Origin of the sequence: Embleya sp. NPDC059213, assembly GCF_042754445.1 — a bacterium.
Taxonomy (GTDB): domain Bacteria; phylum Actinomycetota; class Actinomycetes; order Streptomycetales; family Streptomycetaceae; genus Embleya.
This window is the reverse complement of sequence record NZ_JBHZAV010000016.1, coordinates 22,315-37,765: the sequence shown is the minus strand read 5'-3', so window position 1 is coordinate 37,765 and position 15,451 is coordinate 22,315. Positions and strand designations below refer to the sequence as shown.

The window sequence follows — 15,451 nt, the reverse complement described above, 5'->3', positions numbered from 1 at the left end:
TCAAACGCCGGCCGGACCGAAACCGGGCCCAGCCGGCGTTTGAGGCCACCCCGACTCGAACAACGCTCAACGCCGGACGAAAACCACCCCGTCCGGCGCTTGAGGCCAACCAACCCCGGCAAGGAGCCATCGCACACATGACCACCGACACCGACCAGGAGCTGCTGCACCGCGTGAGCGGGGGTGTGCTCTGGATCACCCTCAACCGCCCCGCCGCCAGCAACTCCCTCACCTGGGCCCAACGCGAGTTGCTGATCGACCTTCTCGGCGAGGCGTCCGCAACCGAGTCGGTCCGCGCCGTCGTCCTCACCGCCGCGGGCCGGAAGCATTTCTGTACCGGCATGGACCTGCGCAGTTCCCCCGGCACCAAGTCGCTCCTGGCCGCAGCCGCCGAGACCCCGGACGACGACGCCGCGCCCAAGCCCCCGGCCCGCCCGACCGGCTACGCGACCCGGATGATGAAGACCGGCGTACAGCGCCTGACCAACGCCGTCCTGGACTGCGAGAAGCCGGTGATCGCGGCGATCAACGGCACCACCGCCGGCTACGGGATGAGCCTCGCGCTCGCGTGCGACCTGGTGATCGCCGCCGACACCGCCCGCTTCATCCAGATCTTCACCCGACGCGGCCTGGTGCCGGACGGCGGCAGCGCGTACCTGCTGCCGCGCCTGGTCGGCCCGCAGAAGGCCAAGGAGCTGATGTTCTTCGGCGACGACCTGCCCGCCGCCGAGGCCCTGCGGATCGGCGTGGTGAACAAGGTGGTCGCCGCGGACGAACTGGAGGCGGTGACCAGGGAGTGGGCCGAGCGGCTGGCCGACGGGCCGACCCGGGCCTACGCGTTCACCAAGCGCCTGGTCAACCGTTCGCTGGAGAGCGACCGGGTGACCGCCTTCGACGAGGAGGCGCAGACCGTCGAGCTGAACATGACCTCGCGGGACGCGAACGAGGGGGTCGCCTCGCTGATGGAGCGCCGCAAGCCGGAGTACTACGGCTGGTAGCCGCAGGTGGCCGGACGGCGGGTCCCCGCGGCTCGCCGTTCGGCCCCCGTTCGAGCGTTGTGCCTTGCGCCACAAGACAACTGACGAGTAGTCAGATGTGACGAAGGACCCCCTCTCGTTTGATTGACGCAAGGAAAACGGGTGACGTAGCGTCACAGACCCGACGCCCCAAGACACCTGCGAGGAAGTCCACCATGGGCCAGATCGACGCAGCGAGCACGAAGCCTGCGGACCCCGCGGCCATCGCCCTGCCCGAGGGTGAAGGCATCGTCGAGGCAGCCACGTTCCGGCACGTCCTCGGTCACTTCGCCAGCGGCGTCACGGTGATCACCGCGCTCGACGGCGACACTCCGGTGGGCTTCGCCTGCCAGTCGTTCGCGTCGCTGTCGCTGGACCCGCCGCTGGTGACCTTCTTCGTGGCGAAGACGTCCACCACGTGGCCGCGGATCCGGCCGGGCGGCCGGTTCTGCGTGAACGTGCTCGCCGAGGACCAGGAGACGCTGTGCCGCGGCTTCGCGGTCAGCGGCGCGGACAAGTTCGCCGGCGTCTCGCACAGCGCGACGCCGACCGGTTCGCCGAAGCTGGACAACGTACTCGCCTGGATCGACTGCACGTTGGAGAGCGTGATCGACGGCGGCGACCACGAGATCGTGATCGGCCGCGTCCAGGCCCTGGACGCGCCGCGGGTGGAGTGCGCCCCGCTGCTGTTCTACAAGGGCCGGTTCGGCCACCCCAGCGCCAACGCGTGACACCGACCCGGACCCGGGCCGAGGCCGCGGGTCCGGATCGGTGCCTGCCGCGCCCGCTCGCCGCGGGCCGGCTCGGTAACCGCTCGCTCAGTGCGCGCCGGCTCCGGTCAGCGCCCTGACCTCCAGCTCGGCGAACTTGCGGTCGTCGTCGTCGGTGCGGCGCCGCCGCGCGGACACCGCGCCGATCGCGGCGCACGCGAAGCCGACCGGGATCGAGATGATCCCCGGGTTCTCCAGCGGGATGGGCGCCGCGGTCGTACAACTGAACAGCGCCGTCGCGTTGCCCACGTCCTTGCGGTCCTTGGAGACCCCGCAGTCGTCCGCCTGCTTGGCGGTGAGCTGCTTGATCGCCGGCTTGGTCTCGCTGGCCCCGCCCCAGCAGATCGGCGACAGCGCGACCACCAGGACCGAGGTGACCAGGCCGCCGTAGATGCCGAACACCGCGCCGCGCGTGTTGAAGTTCTTCCAGAACAGCGAGAACACGATGGCCGGCAGGTTGGCCGAGGCGGCGATGGCGAACGCCAGCGCGACCAGGAACGCCACGTTCAACTCGCGGGCGAACACCGACAGGACGATCGCCGCCGTGCCGATCACCAGCGCCGCGATCCGCGCGACCTTGACCTCCTCGGCGTCGGTGGTGCGGCCCTTGCGGAAGACGTTCGCGTACAGGTCGTGCGCGAACGACGAGGACGAGGCCAGGGTGAGGCCGGCCACCACCGCCAGGATCGTGGCGAAGGCCACGGCGGCGATGAAGGCGAGCATCAGCGCGCCGCCGGTGGTGCCCGCGCCGCCGCCCAGATGCTCGGCGAGCCGGGTCGCGGCGGTATTGCCGGTCGGGTCGGCCTTCTTGATCTCCTTGCTGCCGATCAGCGCCGCCGCGCCGAAGCCCAGGACCAGCGTCATCAGGTAGAACACACCGATGATGCCGATCGCCCAGGTCACCGACCTGCGCGCGACGCGGGCGTTGGGCACGGTGTAGAAGCGCACCAGGATGTGCGGGAGGCCCGCCGTACCCAGCACCAGCGCGAGCCCGAGCGAGATCAGGTCGATCTTCGACCAGCCGTCCGTGGCCCCGTACTTGAGCCCCGGCTGGAGGAACGACTCGCCCGAACCGGACTTGCTCGCCGCGGTGCCGAGCAGGTCGGCGATGTTGAAGTGGAACTTGGCCAACACCCACACGCACATCACGAACGCGCCGACCATCAACAGCCCGGCCTTGACGATCTGCACCCAGGAGGTGCCCTTCATCCCGCCCACGGTGACGTAGACGATCATCAGCGCGCCGACCGCGGCGATGACCGAGATCTGCGCGGTGTCGCTCTTGACGTCGAGCAGCAGCGAGACGACCGAGGCCGCGCCGACCATCTGGGCCAGCAGGTAGAAGATCGACACCACGATCGTGGACACGCTCGCGGCCATCCGGACCGGGCGCTCGCGCATCCGGTTCGCCAGTACGTCGGCCATCGTGTAGCGGCCGGAGTTGCGCATCGGTTCGGCGACCAGCAGCAGGGCCACCAGCCAGGCGACCAGGAAGCCGATGGAGTACAGGAATCCGTCGTAGCCGGACAGCGCCAGGATGCCCGCGATGCCGAGGAAGGACGCGGCCGACATGTAGTCGCCGCCGATCGCCATGCCGTTCTGGAGGGCGGAGAACGATCGGCCACCGGCGTAGAAGTCGGACGCCGTGCGGTTCTTGCGACCGGCCCAGAAGGTGATGCCGAGGGTCACCACGACCAGCACGGCGAACATCGCGAAGGTCCAGCCTCGGTTGCTGGACTCCGCGGCGAGTTCGAGAGAAGGATTCACGCTTCGAGTTCCTCTCGCAGTTCGGTGGCCACGGGGTCGAGTCGGGTACGCGCGAATCGTGAATACGCCCAGGCGATCACGAACGTCGAGACGAACTGGAGAAGCCCGAACACGAGTGCGACGTTGATGTGGTTCATCAGTTCCTTGGCCATGAAGTCGCGCGCGTAGGCGGACATCACCACGTAGAGCAGGAACCACGTGAGGAATGCGGCGGTGACCGGGAAGATGAAGGACCGCTGGCGCTTCTTGAGCGCCCCGAATCTCGGGTCCTGCTCCATTTCCAGATATCCGGTGCGGTCGTCGACGTACGGGGCGCGCGGGGCCGGGACGGAAGCCTCCGCGCCCTCCGGCTCGGGACCCGACTCGGGCTCGGGCTTGGGCTCGGGGGGACGAGCAGCGGGCGGTTCGTCGTGCGGAGTCGGCATGGGGCGGTAGGGCTCCTCTCCAGCGGACACCCCGCGCGTGGCCCGAGGCGCCGATCGGGTACCTGACCGCGGTCCGTGGGACCTGGGGCCGCAGCGGAGCGAGTTTAGAGGTGCCGCCAGGACGCGCGGAACCTATCCGATCAACCGAATGGGAGAGGCACTGGTTACGCGGATAAACCACGAATTCCTGCCGCCTGCAAGATTGATCGAAATTGTTATCGTAATTTCCACGGCCGACCGAACCACCGTCGAATTCGCCCACCGAAGCCCACGTCGATCGATTCGAGTCACACCCGAACCACATCGATCATCCCCATCCCGAAGCTCCCGCCCGGCCCCAGACATCGGCAACCCCAGTCTCTCCGAGGGGACTTGGCGAATCGGGCAACCCTGCTCGACCTCGCACCCGACCGCCGGCGAAACGTCCGAATGAAACCGCTATGTGACCACCTCTCCGACCCGGCGCGAAAACCATGCCCTAGCGGCGGATCTTCCCCGTACCGCCGCAATCCCGGCATTTATGCCAGGTCGACGGACGCCCCATGATCTGGGACCCCGGCTCGTTGAACCCACCCCGCCCCCGACACGTTCGGCACTCGTTGGGTCCGAGTTTCCGAAAGCGCTCGATCAGTCCCAGCACAACGGCGATGACGATGATTGTCGGCCACCAGTCCGGCGGCCCGGTGCCTGCCATACCACCATGCTCACCCACACAGCGGACCTGTGATATGAAAACCCCCGAAACCCCCGAATAAGACCGCCCATCCCCAACGCCGAAGCTCCGGGCTCTGCTTGCCGCATGGCCGCCGGGCGCGACGGAGTGGGTGCGGCCTCGAACAGGGCTCGGAGGTGTTCCGGGGGTCGGCCGCCCGGGGTCGGGGCCGCCGTCGATCACCGGGGGCGGAGCGCTCGTGATGGCCGATGCGGCGAAGCGTGCCTCGGCCGCTCGTACTTCGCTCGTACTTCGCTCGCGTACTCGGCGCCGTGCAACAGGGCGCGCACCTCGGCCCGTTGCAGTCCGGCGCCGGCACCCACCGACTCCGGGGCCGTGGGTCCCGGCGATGTTCCGCCCCTTCGCGTGATACGCCCGGAGCAGGTCCTCCGGGACGACATCCGCCAGTTCGCGCCTCGCCGCCGAGGGCACCGGTTCGGTGTGCGTCGAACGTGCTCACCGGCCGCGCCGGGTGCAGGTTCAACTCCGGCCCCTCGCAGGCCCCTTCGGCCCGGAGCCGTTCGGGCGCCCGGGCGACGGCTCAGATGAGGATGACCCGGCGTCCGCGCGTGTGACCGGCCTGGCTGTCGATGTGTGCCACTGCGGCATCGGCGAGCGGGTACGACTTCTCGACCGGGATGTGCAGCCTTCCCCGCGCGATGAGCTCGACCGCCTCGGCAAGCGCGTCCGGCACGCTCCCGGCCACGCCGGAGAAGCGCACGCCGGCCTCGGGCGCGTCGAGGTCGGCGATGGAGATCACCTTCTGCGGATCCCCGGTCAGCTCGACCAGTTCGCGGATCACGCCCGTGCCGGCCAGATCGAGCGCCGCGTCGACCCGGCCGAGCCGACGGACCCGCTCGACCCAGCCCTCGCCGTACGTCGTGGCGAGGGCGCCCAGGCCACGCAGATAATCCTGGTTCGCCGCCCCGCCCGTGCCGATCACCGTGATGCCTCGGTCGCGGGCGATCTGCAACACCGCCGAGCCGACTCCCCCGGACGCACCGCTGACCAACAGCGTCTCCCCCGGTTCCACACCGACCTCGCGGATGATGCGCAACGCGGTCTCCACCACCGACGGGTACCCGGCCGCCTCTTCGAACGTCAGCCCCTCCGGCATCCGGGCCCAGGCCGACAACACGGCGAACTCGGCGTAGGTGCTCGCCCCTTCGCCGAACACGCGGTCCCCGACCTCGACCCCTTCGACGCCCGCGCCGACCTCGTCCACCACCCCGGCGGCGTCCAGCCCGACCCCGGAGGGCAACTCGGTCGGATGGGCGCCCAGCACCTGACCTTCCCGGACCCGCCAGTCGACGGGATTCACTCCCGCCGCCCGCACGGCGATGCGCACCCGGCCGGGGCCCGCGTGCGGCTCCTCGGCGTCTATCAGTTGCAGGACATCAGGACCGCCGAACTCGGCGAAGCTCACTTTCTTCATGCGGCCGACCGTAACACTAACGGTTAGCTTTTCGAAACTGCTACGGCTTCATATCTGCTAGTGTCAACCCATGACCGTGCCCGCGCCGCCCGGCCGCCGTGAGCGAAAGAAGGCCGCGACCCGCCAGAAGATCGCCGACACCGCCCTGCGGCTTTTCCTGGAACGCGGGTACGACGCGGTGGGCATCCGCGAGGTGGCCGCCGAGGCCGACGTGGCCGTCACCACGCTCTTCGCCCACTTCGCCTCGAAAGAGGCCCTGGTGTTCGAGCAGGACGAGGACTTCGAACAACGCCTCGTAAAGGCGGTCACCGACCGGAAGCCGCACGAGCCGCTCATTCCGGCCTTGCGCCGCGAGATCCTGGCCCTGGTGCGACATTGCACGGCGGAGGGCACCGCCCCGATCTGGCACATGATCGTCACCTCCCCCGCGCTGCGGGAGTACGAGGAGTCGATGCGGCTGCGCCACGCGGAGTCGCTGGCAACCGCCATCGCCACCGATCCGGACCTGTCCCGGTCCGCAACGGCCTGCCGCACGATCGCCAGATTCGTGATCGACGCCTATTCACTGTCCCGCGAGGCGGCCACCCCGGAGGCAGCGGTGGACGAGACCTTCCGAATGGTCGAAGCAGCCTGGGAGGTCACCGGCCCGTCCCCGCGCACACCGGATGCGGATGCCCGCGGAGGCCGGGTCCAGACAGGCTGACAGCGGCGACAAGCGGAAATCGAGCCGCGCGACCGCTCAACGCACGAGCCCGAGCCCCACGACCACCGCCTTGCCGGACCCGGGACGCGGGATCACCGCCCACACTGCGGCCACTTCGTTCACCAACAACAATCCGCGACCACCACAGGTCCACGGATCGGGATCCGCGATCGTGGGCCACCCCGCTCCGGGGTCGGAGACGGCAAGCCAGTGGTGCCCGTCGCCGGTCCAGAAGGCGACTTCGATCGAGGGATCGCCGCCGGCCTGCCCATCCACCGCATGTCGCACGGCGTTGGTGACGAGCTCCGACGTCAACAACACCAGTTCGTCCCGAAGTTGCGGCCGGCAATCGAACGGCAGCGCCTCGGCCACGGCATACCGCGCCCGCCGGACGGATCGGGGATGCGCGGGGAAGATCCAGTGCGAAGGAATAGCGGGGATGGAAGGCATCGGTCGGTCGACAGAGCAGAGGGATCCGGACATGGGCAACTCCTCGGCAACGCTGGTCGGTAGGCACGAACGCGCCGCCGGTGGCTTGCCTCCCCGGGCGCGGACACACCTGCCCTGCGGCAGGCATGCTCACGCGGTGCACTTCCGGCGTCGCTTTGCGTAGGTTGCGCAGTACCGAGCGTAGAGCACGGCGGGGTAAATTTGCCACGTGATCACGGCTATTGCGCCAATGCTTGGCGCCCGCACGCCTTTCACCGGCAAACTGCCTCCGACAACGGGCGGAAGGAACCTTGTGGCCCCCAGGACGGTGCTCACCGAACGGCAAAAGCGCTTGGGGAGCGAACTGCGACGCATCCGAACGTCGGCAGACATGTCCGCCGAGTACGCGGCAGGACTGTTGGGCGTGGACCGGGGCAAGATCTCCAACATGGAGTCGGGCTCACGTTCGATCAGCGCCGACCGGTTGCGCACCCTGGCGTGCAACTGTGATTGCACCGACGATCGATACGTCGAAGCCCTCGTGCGTATGGCACAGCCCGACGTCAAGGGTTGGTGGGAGCGCTACCGAGGAACGCTGCCCCAAGGGCTCTTGGACATCGCCGAGTTGGAAGCCTCCGCCGTCGGAATGCGCGTGGCGAACACGGTGCACATTCCCGGGCTGCTCCAGACACCCGACCACGCGCTGGCGGTCTTCCGAGTTGCCGTTCCGCCGCTCCCGGAACACGAAGTCGCGCTCCGCCTCGCTCACCGTGCGGAGCGGCAGCAAGTCCTCGACCGAGACGACCCGCCCACCTATCGAGCCCTCGTACACGAAGCGGCACTTCGCATGCGGTTCGGCGGTGAGGCCATCGCCCGCGCCCAGTTGAACCACCTGATCGCCATGTCCGAGCAACCGAACATCACCCTGCTGGTCATCCCGTTCGAGGCCGGAGCGTTCCCCGGCGCGGGTCAGAGCGTCCTCTACGCCGAGGCTTCGGTGCCGCAGCTCGACACGGTGCAGGTCGACAGCTCACACGGCCCCGCATTCATGTGGGCCGAGAACCAACTGGCGAAGTACCGAGCACAACTGGACTGGCTCGAAAATCTTGCCCTCCCCACCGACCGGTCCCGGGATTTCATCCACAAGATCGCACAGCACGCATAGGAGACCACCGATGTCCACCATCACCTGGGAAGAGCCCTTCTGCGCCGAAGGCAACTCGTGCTTCCGCCTCGGCACCGATGCGGACGGCAACGGCTACATCGCGGTCGCCGGCCACGAGGACGAATACGTCACCGACACCCTGGACGCCCTCCGCACCCTCATCCGCGACATCAAAGCCGGCAAGGCCGACCACCTGCTGTAGCCACCACGCGATCGATGCCTCGTGGCCGGCCGGAGAAGAGCCCTTCTGCGCCGAAGGCAACTCCCGGCGGGTGAATTCCTTCGCTCTCTGCACGACCTCGGCCCGGTTCATGACGGGCGACGCGGCAGCGTGGAATATCGCGTCTGCGAAGGGCGTCGAAGCCGGACACTCACGCGGTCTTCCTGGCCCACAGGTGGCAGGTGAGCCTCAGTTGAATGCGTCGACATACACGGAAGGTTCCGGAAGCGAGGGTCTGCACCATGGCCGTCGTGTTCCATACCTGCGTATCGGTAGCGGCGGTCGTAGGTCCCGACTCCGGGCGCCAGCCGTGACGTTCCGCAAATCGACGAACCTTGTTGTCGGTCCCGTCCACGGCCACCGGGACCGTGAGGAAGGCGACCGGGGCGGCGTCCCGTGGTTGTCCGGCAGGGTGGCTACACCGACGCCGGCGCGGCGGGCAACGGCGCTCGTGGGGGCGTCGACGCACAGGACCGCGAACGTCTCGAGCGCGGCGCCGACGATGCGTCCTCGATTGCGCCGAGCATCGCACGCAGGTCCGCCGGATCCGTGCCGCCGAGGGCGTCGGCGACGTCCCCGGAAGGATTGCCAGACGGGTGATCAGGCTGAAACAACCACCGCAATCCGACCTCTCCGCCGGCCACACGCGCGACGCGGCAAAGGCCGCGTCGCACGTGTCGACACGGCGCGCCTCTGGAAGCGCGAGGCGGGCCGTGGCCGGACTCGGGCTCAGAAGACGAAGACGCCTCGGGCGATCTTGCCCGCCTCGGCGTCCTCGACCGCGTGCTGGAAGTCGTCCAAGGCGTAGGTCTGGGTGACCAGTTCGTCGAGCTTGAGAGCGCCCGTTTGGTACAGGTCGGCGTAGCGCGCGATGTCGTACTGCGGGCGCGACGAGCCGTATCGGCAGCCCATGATCGACTTGTCCAGGAACAGCGAGGACACGTGGAAGGCCGCCTCGGCGTCCGACGGCGCGACGCCCAGGATGATCGCCTGGCCGGCCCGCCCGAGCATGTCGATCGCGTTGCGGATCACCTTGACGTGCCCGACGCACTCGAACGCGTGGTCCACGCCGCCCGGCACCAGGGCCTGGACCGCCTTGACCGAGTCCTCGACCGCGCGCGCGTCGACGAAGTCGGTCGCGCCGAACTCGCGCGCCACCGCCTCCTTGGCCGGGTTCGCGTCCACGGCCACGATCCGCACCGCGCCCGCGAGCTTCGCGCCCTGGATCACGTTGAGGCCGATGCCGCCGGTGCCGATCACCGCGACGGTGTCGCCGGGCTGTACCTTCGCCCGGTTCAGCACCGCACCCACGCCGGTCAGCACACCGCAGCCGATCAGCGCGGCGGACGCGAGCGGGATGTCCTTGGGGATCTTGACCGCCTGGACACCCTTGACCACGATCTTCTCCGCGAAGACCGACAGGCCCGCGAAGTTGTAGACCGGCTTGCCGCCGCGGGTGAACGGCTGGTTGAGCTGGCCGAAGCTCTTGGCGCACATGGTCGGCCGGCCGCGGTCACACTCGCGGCACGCGCCACACGAGGCCAGCGTGGACAGCGCCACGTGGTCGCCGGGCTTGACGTGCGTCACCAGCTCGCCGACGGCCTCCACGACGCCCGCGCCCTCGTGCCCGAGCACGACCGGAGGCGGGAAGGGGATGGTGCCGTTGATCACCGAGATGTCGCTGTGGCACAGGCCGGCCGCGCCGATCTTCACCAGGACCTCGTTGGCCCCGGGTGCACGCACCTCGAGGTCGTCTACGACCGAGGCTTCCTTGCCATCGAAAAGAACGCCCTTCACCGGTTCCTCCTCCATCGGAAATGGGCTGACGAGCCGGGGCGCTCGACGGCTTACCGGCCGGACCGGCTCCGGAGCTCAAGCGCGCACGCGTACCCGCGCGGCACTCTAGCCCGGAACTGATGAGCAGTCAGCCGGTTGTGACAGTCCTCTCGTCACACCACGAAACGACCTCTGAGCAGCCCGTCGATCACACACGTGTCGCATCCACGTACGGTTCACCGGCCGTGCCACAGCGCCCACTTCACCCCCCGCGCGGCACCCCGGCGACGTCCAGAATCCGGTGCATCACCTCGACCGGCAGCGCCGGATTGCGCGCCGCGTACGGCCCGAGTTCGGCGTCGTCCAAGAGCGCGACCAGCCGATCCACCGGCACCGCCGGATGCCGCGCGAGCGTGGTCCGCACACACCGCTCCGGATCGGCGAGCAGCCCGACCACCACCGCGGCCGGCGCCTGCGGGTCGAGCACGACCAACTCGCGCATGGCCGGATCCGGGTCATCCGCGAACCGGGCGAGCCCATGCGTGGGAAACCCGGGCCGATAGGTCAGCCGCCACCGATTGCGACCCCGGAACTCCCGGTACGCGCGCAACAGATCCCCGCTCGGCACACCGGCCTGATGACGGCACGTCAGAACCCGTACGCCCAGGTCCGAATCGCCCAGCAGCACATCCCGCAGCCGATCCGCCAACCCGGGAGCACACGCCGCGTACCGCCGCAGAACCGGGTGCGCGGACCGCGCGTGGCCGGCGACCGGGAGGGACTCGGCCCGGTACGGATGCCAGGCGACCTCATCGAGATCGGTCAACTCCGGCACCCGATAGTCGATCGCGGCCCGCTCCTCCTCCGTCAGCTCCGGCCGGAGCGAGACCGCGTCCCGGACGTCCGGGTCCTCGTCCCGAGCCAGCACGGCCACCAGGTCCGGCGGCAGGTGCGGGTTCCCGGCCAGTGCGCTGCGGTAGTGATCGGGGCAATTCTCCCCACGAACCACCCGCTCCATCGTCCCCCGTTCCACGAGCCGACCGGAGAAGACCCAACTGTGGCCCCAGTTCTCGGGATTCCAATCGATCTCGGTGTGGACATACACGTCGTCCTCGGCAGCCTTCCGCGCCTCCGCACGCACGTCCGGATCCGGGTCGGCCAGGAGCGCGGCCCGATCCTCGGCCGACAGCCCACCCACGAACCGCGCCGCGAACCGGCGCAGCCCCGGCTGGGGATGCCGGGCGAGGCCCAGCCGCAACCGATGCGGCATGCTCCGGCAACGACCCATCTCGTCCAACAGCGTCATTTCGTCGTACGGTTGATCCTGGCGCGCCGCATTCGCCCATTGCCGCGCGGCGAAGAACGCCTCATAGGCGGCGTCCGGCAGCGGCTTCGGCTCGCCGTCGGGATGTGCCCGGAATCCGAAGAGATTGGCGAGCACGACCCTGCGCCGATCGTGCACCAGCCGCCCTCGCTGCTCGGCATCGACATACGGATTCGCGGCAACGGCGGCCCGCATCACCTGATCCGGGTGCGCGAGCAGCACCTCCACCACATCCCGAGACAGCCCCGGCGCGTCCCGAAAGCCCCGCCGCAGCTCCTCGTGCCCGGCAGCCGAAAGAACCCGAAGCAGCACCGCACCCGGCACCGCCGGATTCGCGACCACACCTTCCGCCAGAGATCGCGTCCCAGCCACTCAGGCTGCTCGCGGCGTGAAAACGACCGCCGAAGTCTCCCCGTCCAAGGCGATGTTCAGCGACGCGTCGAGTGCCTTCGCGAGGCGGGCCAGCAGCGGAAGGGTGGGTACGGTGCCGCCCAGTTCGAGCTTGGAGATCTGCGGTTGGGTCATGCTCGCTCGCTTGGCCAACTCGGTCTGCGAGATACCCAATGCCGTGCGCCGGTCGTACACCGCCTGCCCAAGCTCGAATGCCATGCGAATCTCCATACGCATGGCCGCGACCTCGGGCGACTCGGCCTCGCCGGCCACGAGCTTGCGATCACGAGCGAGCTTCCATCGGGCGTGACTCATGAGAATTCTCCTTTCGTGATGTCCCGAGTGAACTCCTGGTGTGCACGCTCGTGCTCGGCCTCGCAGGTCTTCCGCGCGGACCTTGCTCGATCGACCTCACCGTCTTCACGCATTCGCGTCTTGCGGAATACGGTCAACAGGACGATGCGTCGGCCGGGCGCAAGCCAATACGTCAGACGTATGGCGTTGCCGTCGTGGCCCAGGATGAAACGCAACTCGCGGAGTCCGTCGCCAAGGTGGCGGGCGAAGGGCTCCCCGAGGGTCGTGGGGGCCGCCGACAAGCGTTCGGCGGCGTGCTCGGCTTGGAGGTAGTCGCGGTCGGACAGGGTGCACAGCCAACGCCGCACCTCCGGCTCGATCTCGATCACCCAGGGCTCGTCCATATACTCAAGTGTATATCGAGGGCATCACCCAGGCGCCGAGGCTGCCAGGGAGACGAATCGTGATCAGGACGGCCAAATCATTGGGCCCAAGGTGTTGACGCCTCGTCCGACACTGATCACCCTGAGTGTGGCGGTCGTTCGCGAGGGGACGACGAGGCACGCGGGCAGTGGCCCGGGGTTCCTCGACGAAGTGGGACCGCCGTCGTTCCGGGCCTCGTCGCGGTGCCCGGAGCGCACGCGGGCCCCGGGACAGGGCGATCCTGTCCGGGGCCCGCGTGTCGTGCGGTCTACGCGTGTTCCCGGGCCGCGCCCGACCCGCGTGCCGACGCGAACTACTTGATCGCCACCGGGTTCACCGGCGTGCCGACGCCGCCCACGAAGGGCTCCGGCGAGGCTTCCAGGAAGAACTCGTACACGCCGTCCGCCGCGCAGTCCTCGGACAGCTCCTCCAGGTTCCAGTTCTGCCCCTGGAGCATGCCCATCTCCACCAGGTGCAGCGCGTGCACCGCCATGAAGCAGTCCTCGATCTCCGGCGGGAAGACCTCGAACGTCACGGTGTCGTTGGCCACCGCCGCGACATCGCGTGCGTGGAACCACTCGGGCGTGCGCACCGACAGGCCCGGGCCGTAGAAGTACATGTCCTTCTCGCCCGCGAAGTACTGCCGGATCTGCCCGGTTCGCACCAACACGATGTCGCCCGCGCGGACCTTCACGTTGCCGAACTCCTCGGCCGCCTCCAGGTCGGCGGGCGTGACCGCGTACTCCGGCGGCAGGATGTCCACGCCCTTGGCCCGCGCCACGTCCAGCAGCACCCCGCGCGAGACCAGCGTCTTCACGTTGTGGATGCCCAGCTTGCGCGCGCCGTCCTCGGCGGTCACCGTCTCCTTGGCCGAGTGGCCGTTGTACAGCCGGTCGTCGTAGGTCGCGTGGGTCAGCCCGTCCCAGTGCGTGCCCGCCTGGATGCCCATCACCACCGAGTCGTCGCTGGTGGCCACCGTGCCGGGGCCGAAGACCTCGTGGTTGACCAGGAACGTGGTGCGCTTGGGGTTGTCCCGGCCCGGGATCATCCCGTTCTGGATGCCGTCCTCGCGCAGTTCCACGGCCAGCGAGAAGCGCTTGCCGGTGCGTACGCAGCCCGCCGCGGCCTTGACCACGTCGGCCGTGATCAGGTTGACCGTCCCGATCTCGTCCTCCTGGCCCCACCGGCCCCAGTTGTTCACGCGTGCGGCCAGTTCATGGAACTCGGGGGGCAGCGACATAGGGGGGCCTCCTCCAGGCGGTGGTGACACGTGCCGATGAGCACGAATACCGACAGGCGCACTCTCGGAAGCCGAGGACCACGCTGTCAAGTGGGTGTGCGTGCTGTGTGCTGCGGCACTCTACCCAGGAAAACTAACGGATCGTCAGATAATGTCGAGAGGGCGTTCTCACAGACCGCGCACCTTGCGTCCGCAGGGCTGTGAAGCCTGCGTACGCCCGCACGAAGCGCGACACACCACGTCGAGCGCGGAGCGCGGAGTGCGCCACGACCGACCCGACCTGGGCCTCGGCCCTCGATTTCCGGGGCCTACCGACGAGGCCACCGACAAGGAGCGGACAACACATGGGTGACTTCCTCACGGGCAAGGTAATCGCGGTCACCGGCGCGGGCCGGGGTATCGGCCGCGCCGTCGCCCTCGCCGCCGCCGCGCACGGCGCCAAGGTGGTCGTCAACGACTACGGCGTCGCGATGGACGGCAGCGAGCCGACCAGCGAGGTCGCCGACGCCGTGGTGAAGGAGATCGAGGCGCTCGGCGGCGAGGCCGTCGCGGTCGCCGACTCCGTGGCCACGATGGAGGGCGGCGCCCGCATCGTGAACGCCGGCGTCGAGAAGTGGGGCCGGATCGACGGTGTCGTCACCGTCGCGGGCAACCTGCGCGAGCGCATGTTGTTCAACATGACCGAGGACGAGTGGGACAGCGTCATCGCGACCCACCTCAAGGGCACCTTCACCGTCGTGCAGGCCGCGTCCAAGGTGATGAAGACCCAGGGCTTCGGCTCGATCGTCGGCTTCACCTCCGGCGTGTACGCGCTCGGCTCGGTCGCCCAGGCGAACTACGCCGCGGCCAAGGGCGGCATCGTCTCGTTCGTGCGCTCCGCCGCGCTGGGCCTGAACAAGTACGGCGTCAACGCCAACTGCGTCGCGCCGGTGGCCCGGACCCGGATGTCCGAAGGCGTCCCGCAGACGCTCAAGGAGATCGGCGACCCCGAGGACGTCGCCGAGCTGGTGGTCTTCCTGCTCTCCGACCACGCCAAGAACATCACCGGGCAGGTCTACACGACGGCCGGCCCCAAGATCGCACTGTGGGACCAGCCGCACGAGATCAAGACGATGTACGCGGCCGACCGCTGGACGGCCGAGGAGATCGCCGAGAAGCTGCCGACCCAGATCGGCCAGGACCCGATGCCGGTGCTCGCCCAGCTCAAGGAGTACGCGGCCGCCGCGGCGAAGAAGAAGGCCGCCGAGGCCGCTGCCGCCGCCGGCAACTGACGTAGCCCTCGGTGCACGCACCACGCGCGCGGGACGGGCGGTCGCCGATCCCGCGCGCGTGGCCGCCGACCCTCGCAAGGACGCGCTCGCG

15 protein-coding genes are annotated in these 15,451 nt (G+C 69.0%); 6 read left to right on the top strand and 9 right to left on the bottom strand.

Annotation, left to right across the window (positions count from 1 at the left end):
- The first annotated feature begins 137 nt into the window (after nucleotides 1–137).
- Complete coding sequence (locus ACFXMF_RS09235) at nucleotides 138–998, top strand: enoyl-CoA hydratase-related protein (RefSeq protein ID WP_360322837.1); 861 nt, start codon at nucleotides 138–140, stop codon at nucleotides 996–998.
- A gap of 194 nt (nucleotides 999–1,192) precedes the next feature.
- Nucleotides 1,193–1,747, top strand: a complete 555-nt coding sequence (locus ACFXMF_RS09230; RefSeq protein ID WP_360322835.1) for a flavin reductase family protein — start codon at nucleotides 1,193–1,195, stop codon at nucleotides 1,745–1,747.
- Between the two features lie 87 nt (nucleotides 1,748–1,834).
- On the opposite strand, the gene ACFXMF_RS09225 is transcribed toward ACFXMF_RS09230, so the two are convergent.
- The 3 genes from ACFXMF_RS09225 to ACFXMF_RS09215 form a co-directional block, all read right to left on the bottom strand.
- On the bottom strand, nucleotides 1,835–3,496 hold the full coding sequence (locus tag ACFXMF_RS09225; protein ID WP_360322843.1) for a cation acetate symporter: 1,662 nt from the start codon (nucleotides 3,494–3,496) through the stop codon (nucleotides 1,835–1,837).
- A 53-nt stretch (nucleotides 3,497–3,549) separates the two neighbouring features.
- On the bottom strand, nucleotides 3,550–3,978 hold the full coding sequence (locus ACFXMF_RS09220; protein ID WP_360322833.1) for a DUF485 domain-containing protein: 429 nt from the start codon (nucleotides 3,976–3,978) through the stop codon (nucleotides 3,550–3,552).
- 1,253 nt (nucleotides 3,979–5,231) lie between these two features.
- The gene (locus ACFXMF_RS09215; protein ID WP_379990173.1) at nucleotides 5,232–6,125 is read right to left on the bottom strand and encodes an NADP-dependent oxidoreductase; all 894 of its coding nucleotides are present in this window, start codon (nucleotides 6,123–6,125) and stop codon (nucleotides 5,232–5,234) included.
- Between the two features lie 70 nt (nucleotides 6,126–6,195).
- Between ACFXMF_RS09215 and ACFXMF_RS09210 the strand changes: the two genes are divergently transcribed.
- Nucleotides 6,196–6,828, top strand: coding sequence for a helix-turn-helix domain-containing protein (locus tag ACFXMF_RS09210; RefSeq protein WP_360322830.1), 633 nt, complete (start codon nucleotides 6,196–6,198; stop codon nucleotides 6,826–6,828).
- Between the two features lie 36 nt (nucleotides 6,829–6,864).
- Here ACFXMF_RS09210 and ACFXMF_RS09205 read toward each other — a convergent pair whose 3' ends face one another.
- Nucleotides 6,865–7,278: an ATP-binding protein gene (locus tag ACFXMF_RS09205; protein WP_379990174.1), complete on the bottom strand. Its 414-nt coding sequence runs from the start codon at nucleotides 7,276–7,278 to the stop codon at nucleotides 6,865–6,867.
- Nucleotides 7,279–7,570: 292 nt separating this feature from the next.
- Here ACFXMF_RS09205 and ACFXMF_RS09200 point away from each other — a divergent pair, with 292 nt between their 5' ends.
- Nucleotides 7,571–8,422 carry a helix-turn-helix domain-containing protein gene (locus ACFXMF_RS09200; RefSeq protein WP_379990177.1) on the top strand — a complete coding sequence of 284 codons (852 nt, stop codon included), beginning with the start codon at nucleotides 7,571–7,573 and terminating at the stop codon, nucleotides 8,420–8,422.
- 10 nt (nucleotides 8,423–8,432) lie between these two features.
- Nucleotides 8,433–8,624: a hypothetical protein gene (locus ACFXMF_RS09195; protein ID WP_379990175.1), complete on the top strand. Its 192-nt coding sequence runs from the start codon at nucleotides 8,433–8,435 to the stop codon at nucleotides 8,622–8,624.
- Nucleotides 8,625–9,371: 747 nt separating this feature from the next.
- Here ACFXMF_RS09195 and ACFXMF_RS09190 read toward each other — a convergent pair.
- The 5 genes from ACFXMF_RS09190 to ACFXMF_RS09170 all read right to left on the bottom strand — a co-directional run bounded on the left by ACFXMF_RS09190 (nucleotide 9,372) and on the right by ACFXMF_RS09170 (nucleotide 14,089).
- Nucleotides 9,372–10,439 (bottom strand): Zn-dependent alcohol dehydrogenase, encoded by a 1,068-nt coding sequence (locus ACFXMF_RS09190; RefSeq protein WP_360322824.1) that lies wholly within the window; start codon nucleotides 10,437–10,439, stop codon nucleotides 9,372–9,374.
- Between the two features lie 241 nt (nucleotides 10,440–10,680).
- Nucleotides 10,681–12,084, bottom strand: a complete 1,404-nt coding sequence (locus ACFXMF_RS09185) for a hypothetical protein (RefSeq protein ID WP_379990176.1) — start codon at nucleotides 12,082–12,084, stop codon at nucleotides 10,681–10,683.
- 30 nt (nucleotides 12,085–12,114) lie between these two features.
- On the bottom strand, nucleotides 12,115–12,447 hold the full coding sequence (locus ACFXMF_RS09180) for a helix-turn-helix transcriptional regulator (RefSeq protein ID WP_360322820.1): 333 nt from the start codon (nucleotides 12,445–12,447) through the stop codon (nucleotides 12,115–12,117).
- Nucleotides 12,444–12,830, bottom strand: coding sequence for a type II toxin-antitoxin system RelE/ParE family toxin (locus ACFXMF_RS09175; protein WP_360322818.1), 387 nt, complete (start codon nucleotides 12,828–12,830; stop codon nucleotides 12,444–12,446). Before ACFXMF_RS09175 ends, ACFXMF_RS09180 begins: the two co-directional genes overlap by 4 nt.
- 332 nt (nucleotides 12,831–13,162) lie before the next feature.
- The gene (locus tag ACFXMF_RS09170; RefSeq protein ID WP_360322816.1) at nucleotides 13,163–14,089 is read right to left on the bottom strand and encodes a cyclase family protein; all 927 of its coding nucleotides are present in this window, start codon (nucleotides 14,087–14,089) and stop codon (nucleotides 13,163–13,165) included.
- A gap of 344 nt (nucleotides 14,090–14,433) precedes the next feature.
- Between ACFXMF_RS09170 and ACFXMF_RS09165 the strand changes: the two genes are divergently transcribed.
- On the top strand, nucleotides 14,434–15,360 hold the full coding sequence (locus ACFXMF_RS09165; RefSeq protein WP_360322814.1) for an SDR family oxidoreductase: 927 nt from the start codon (nucleotides 14,434–14,436) through the stop codon (nucleotides 15,358–15,360).
- Nucleotides 15,361–15,451: the final 91 nt, after the last annotated feature.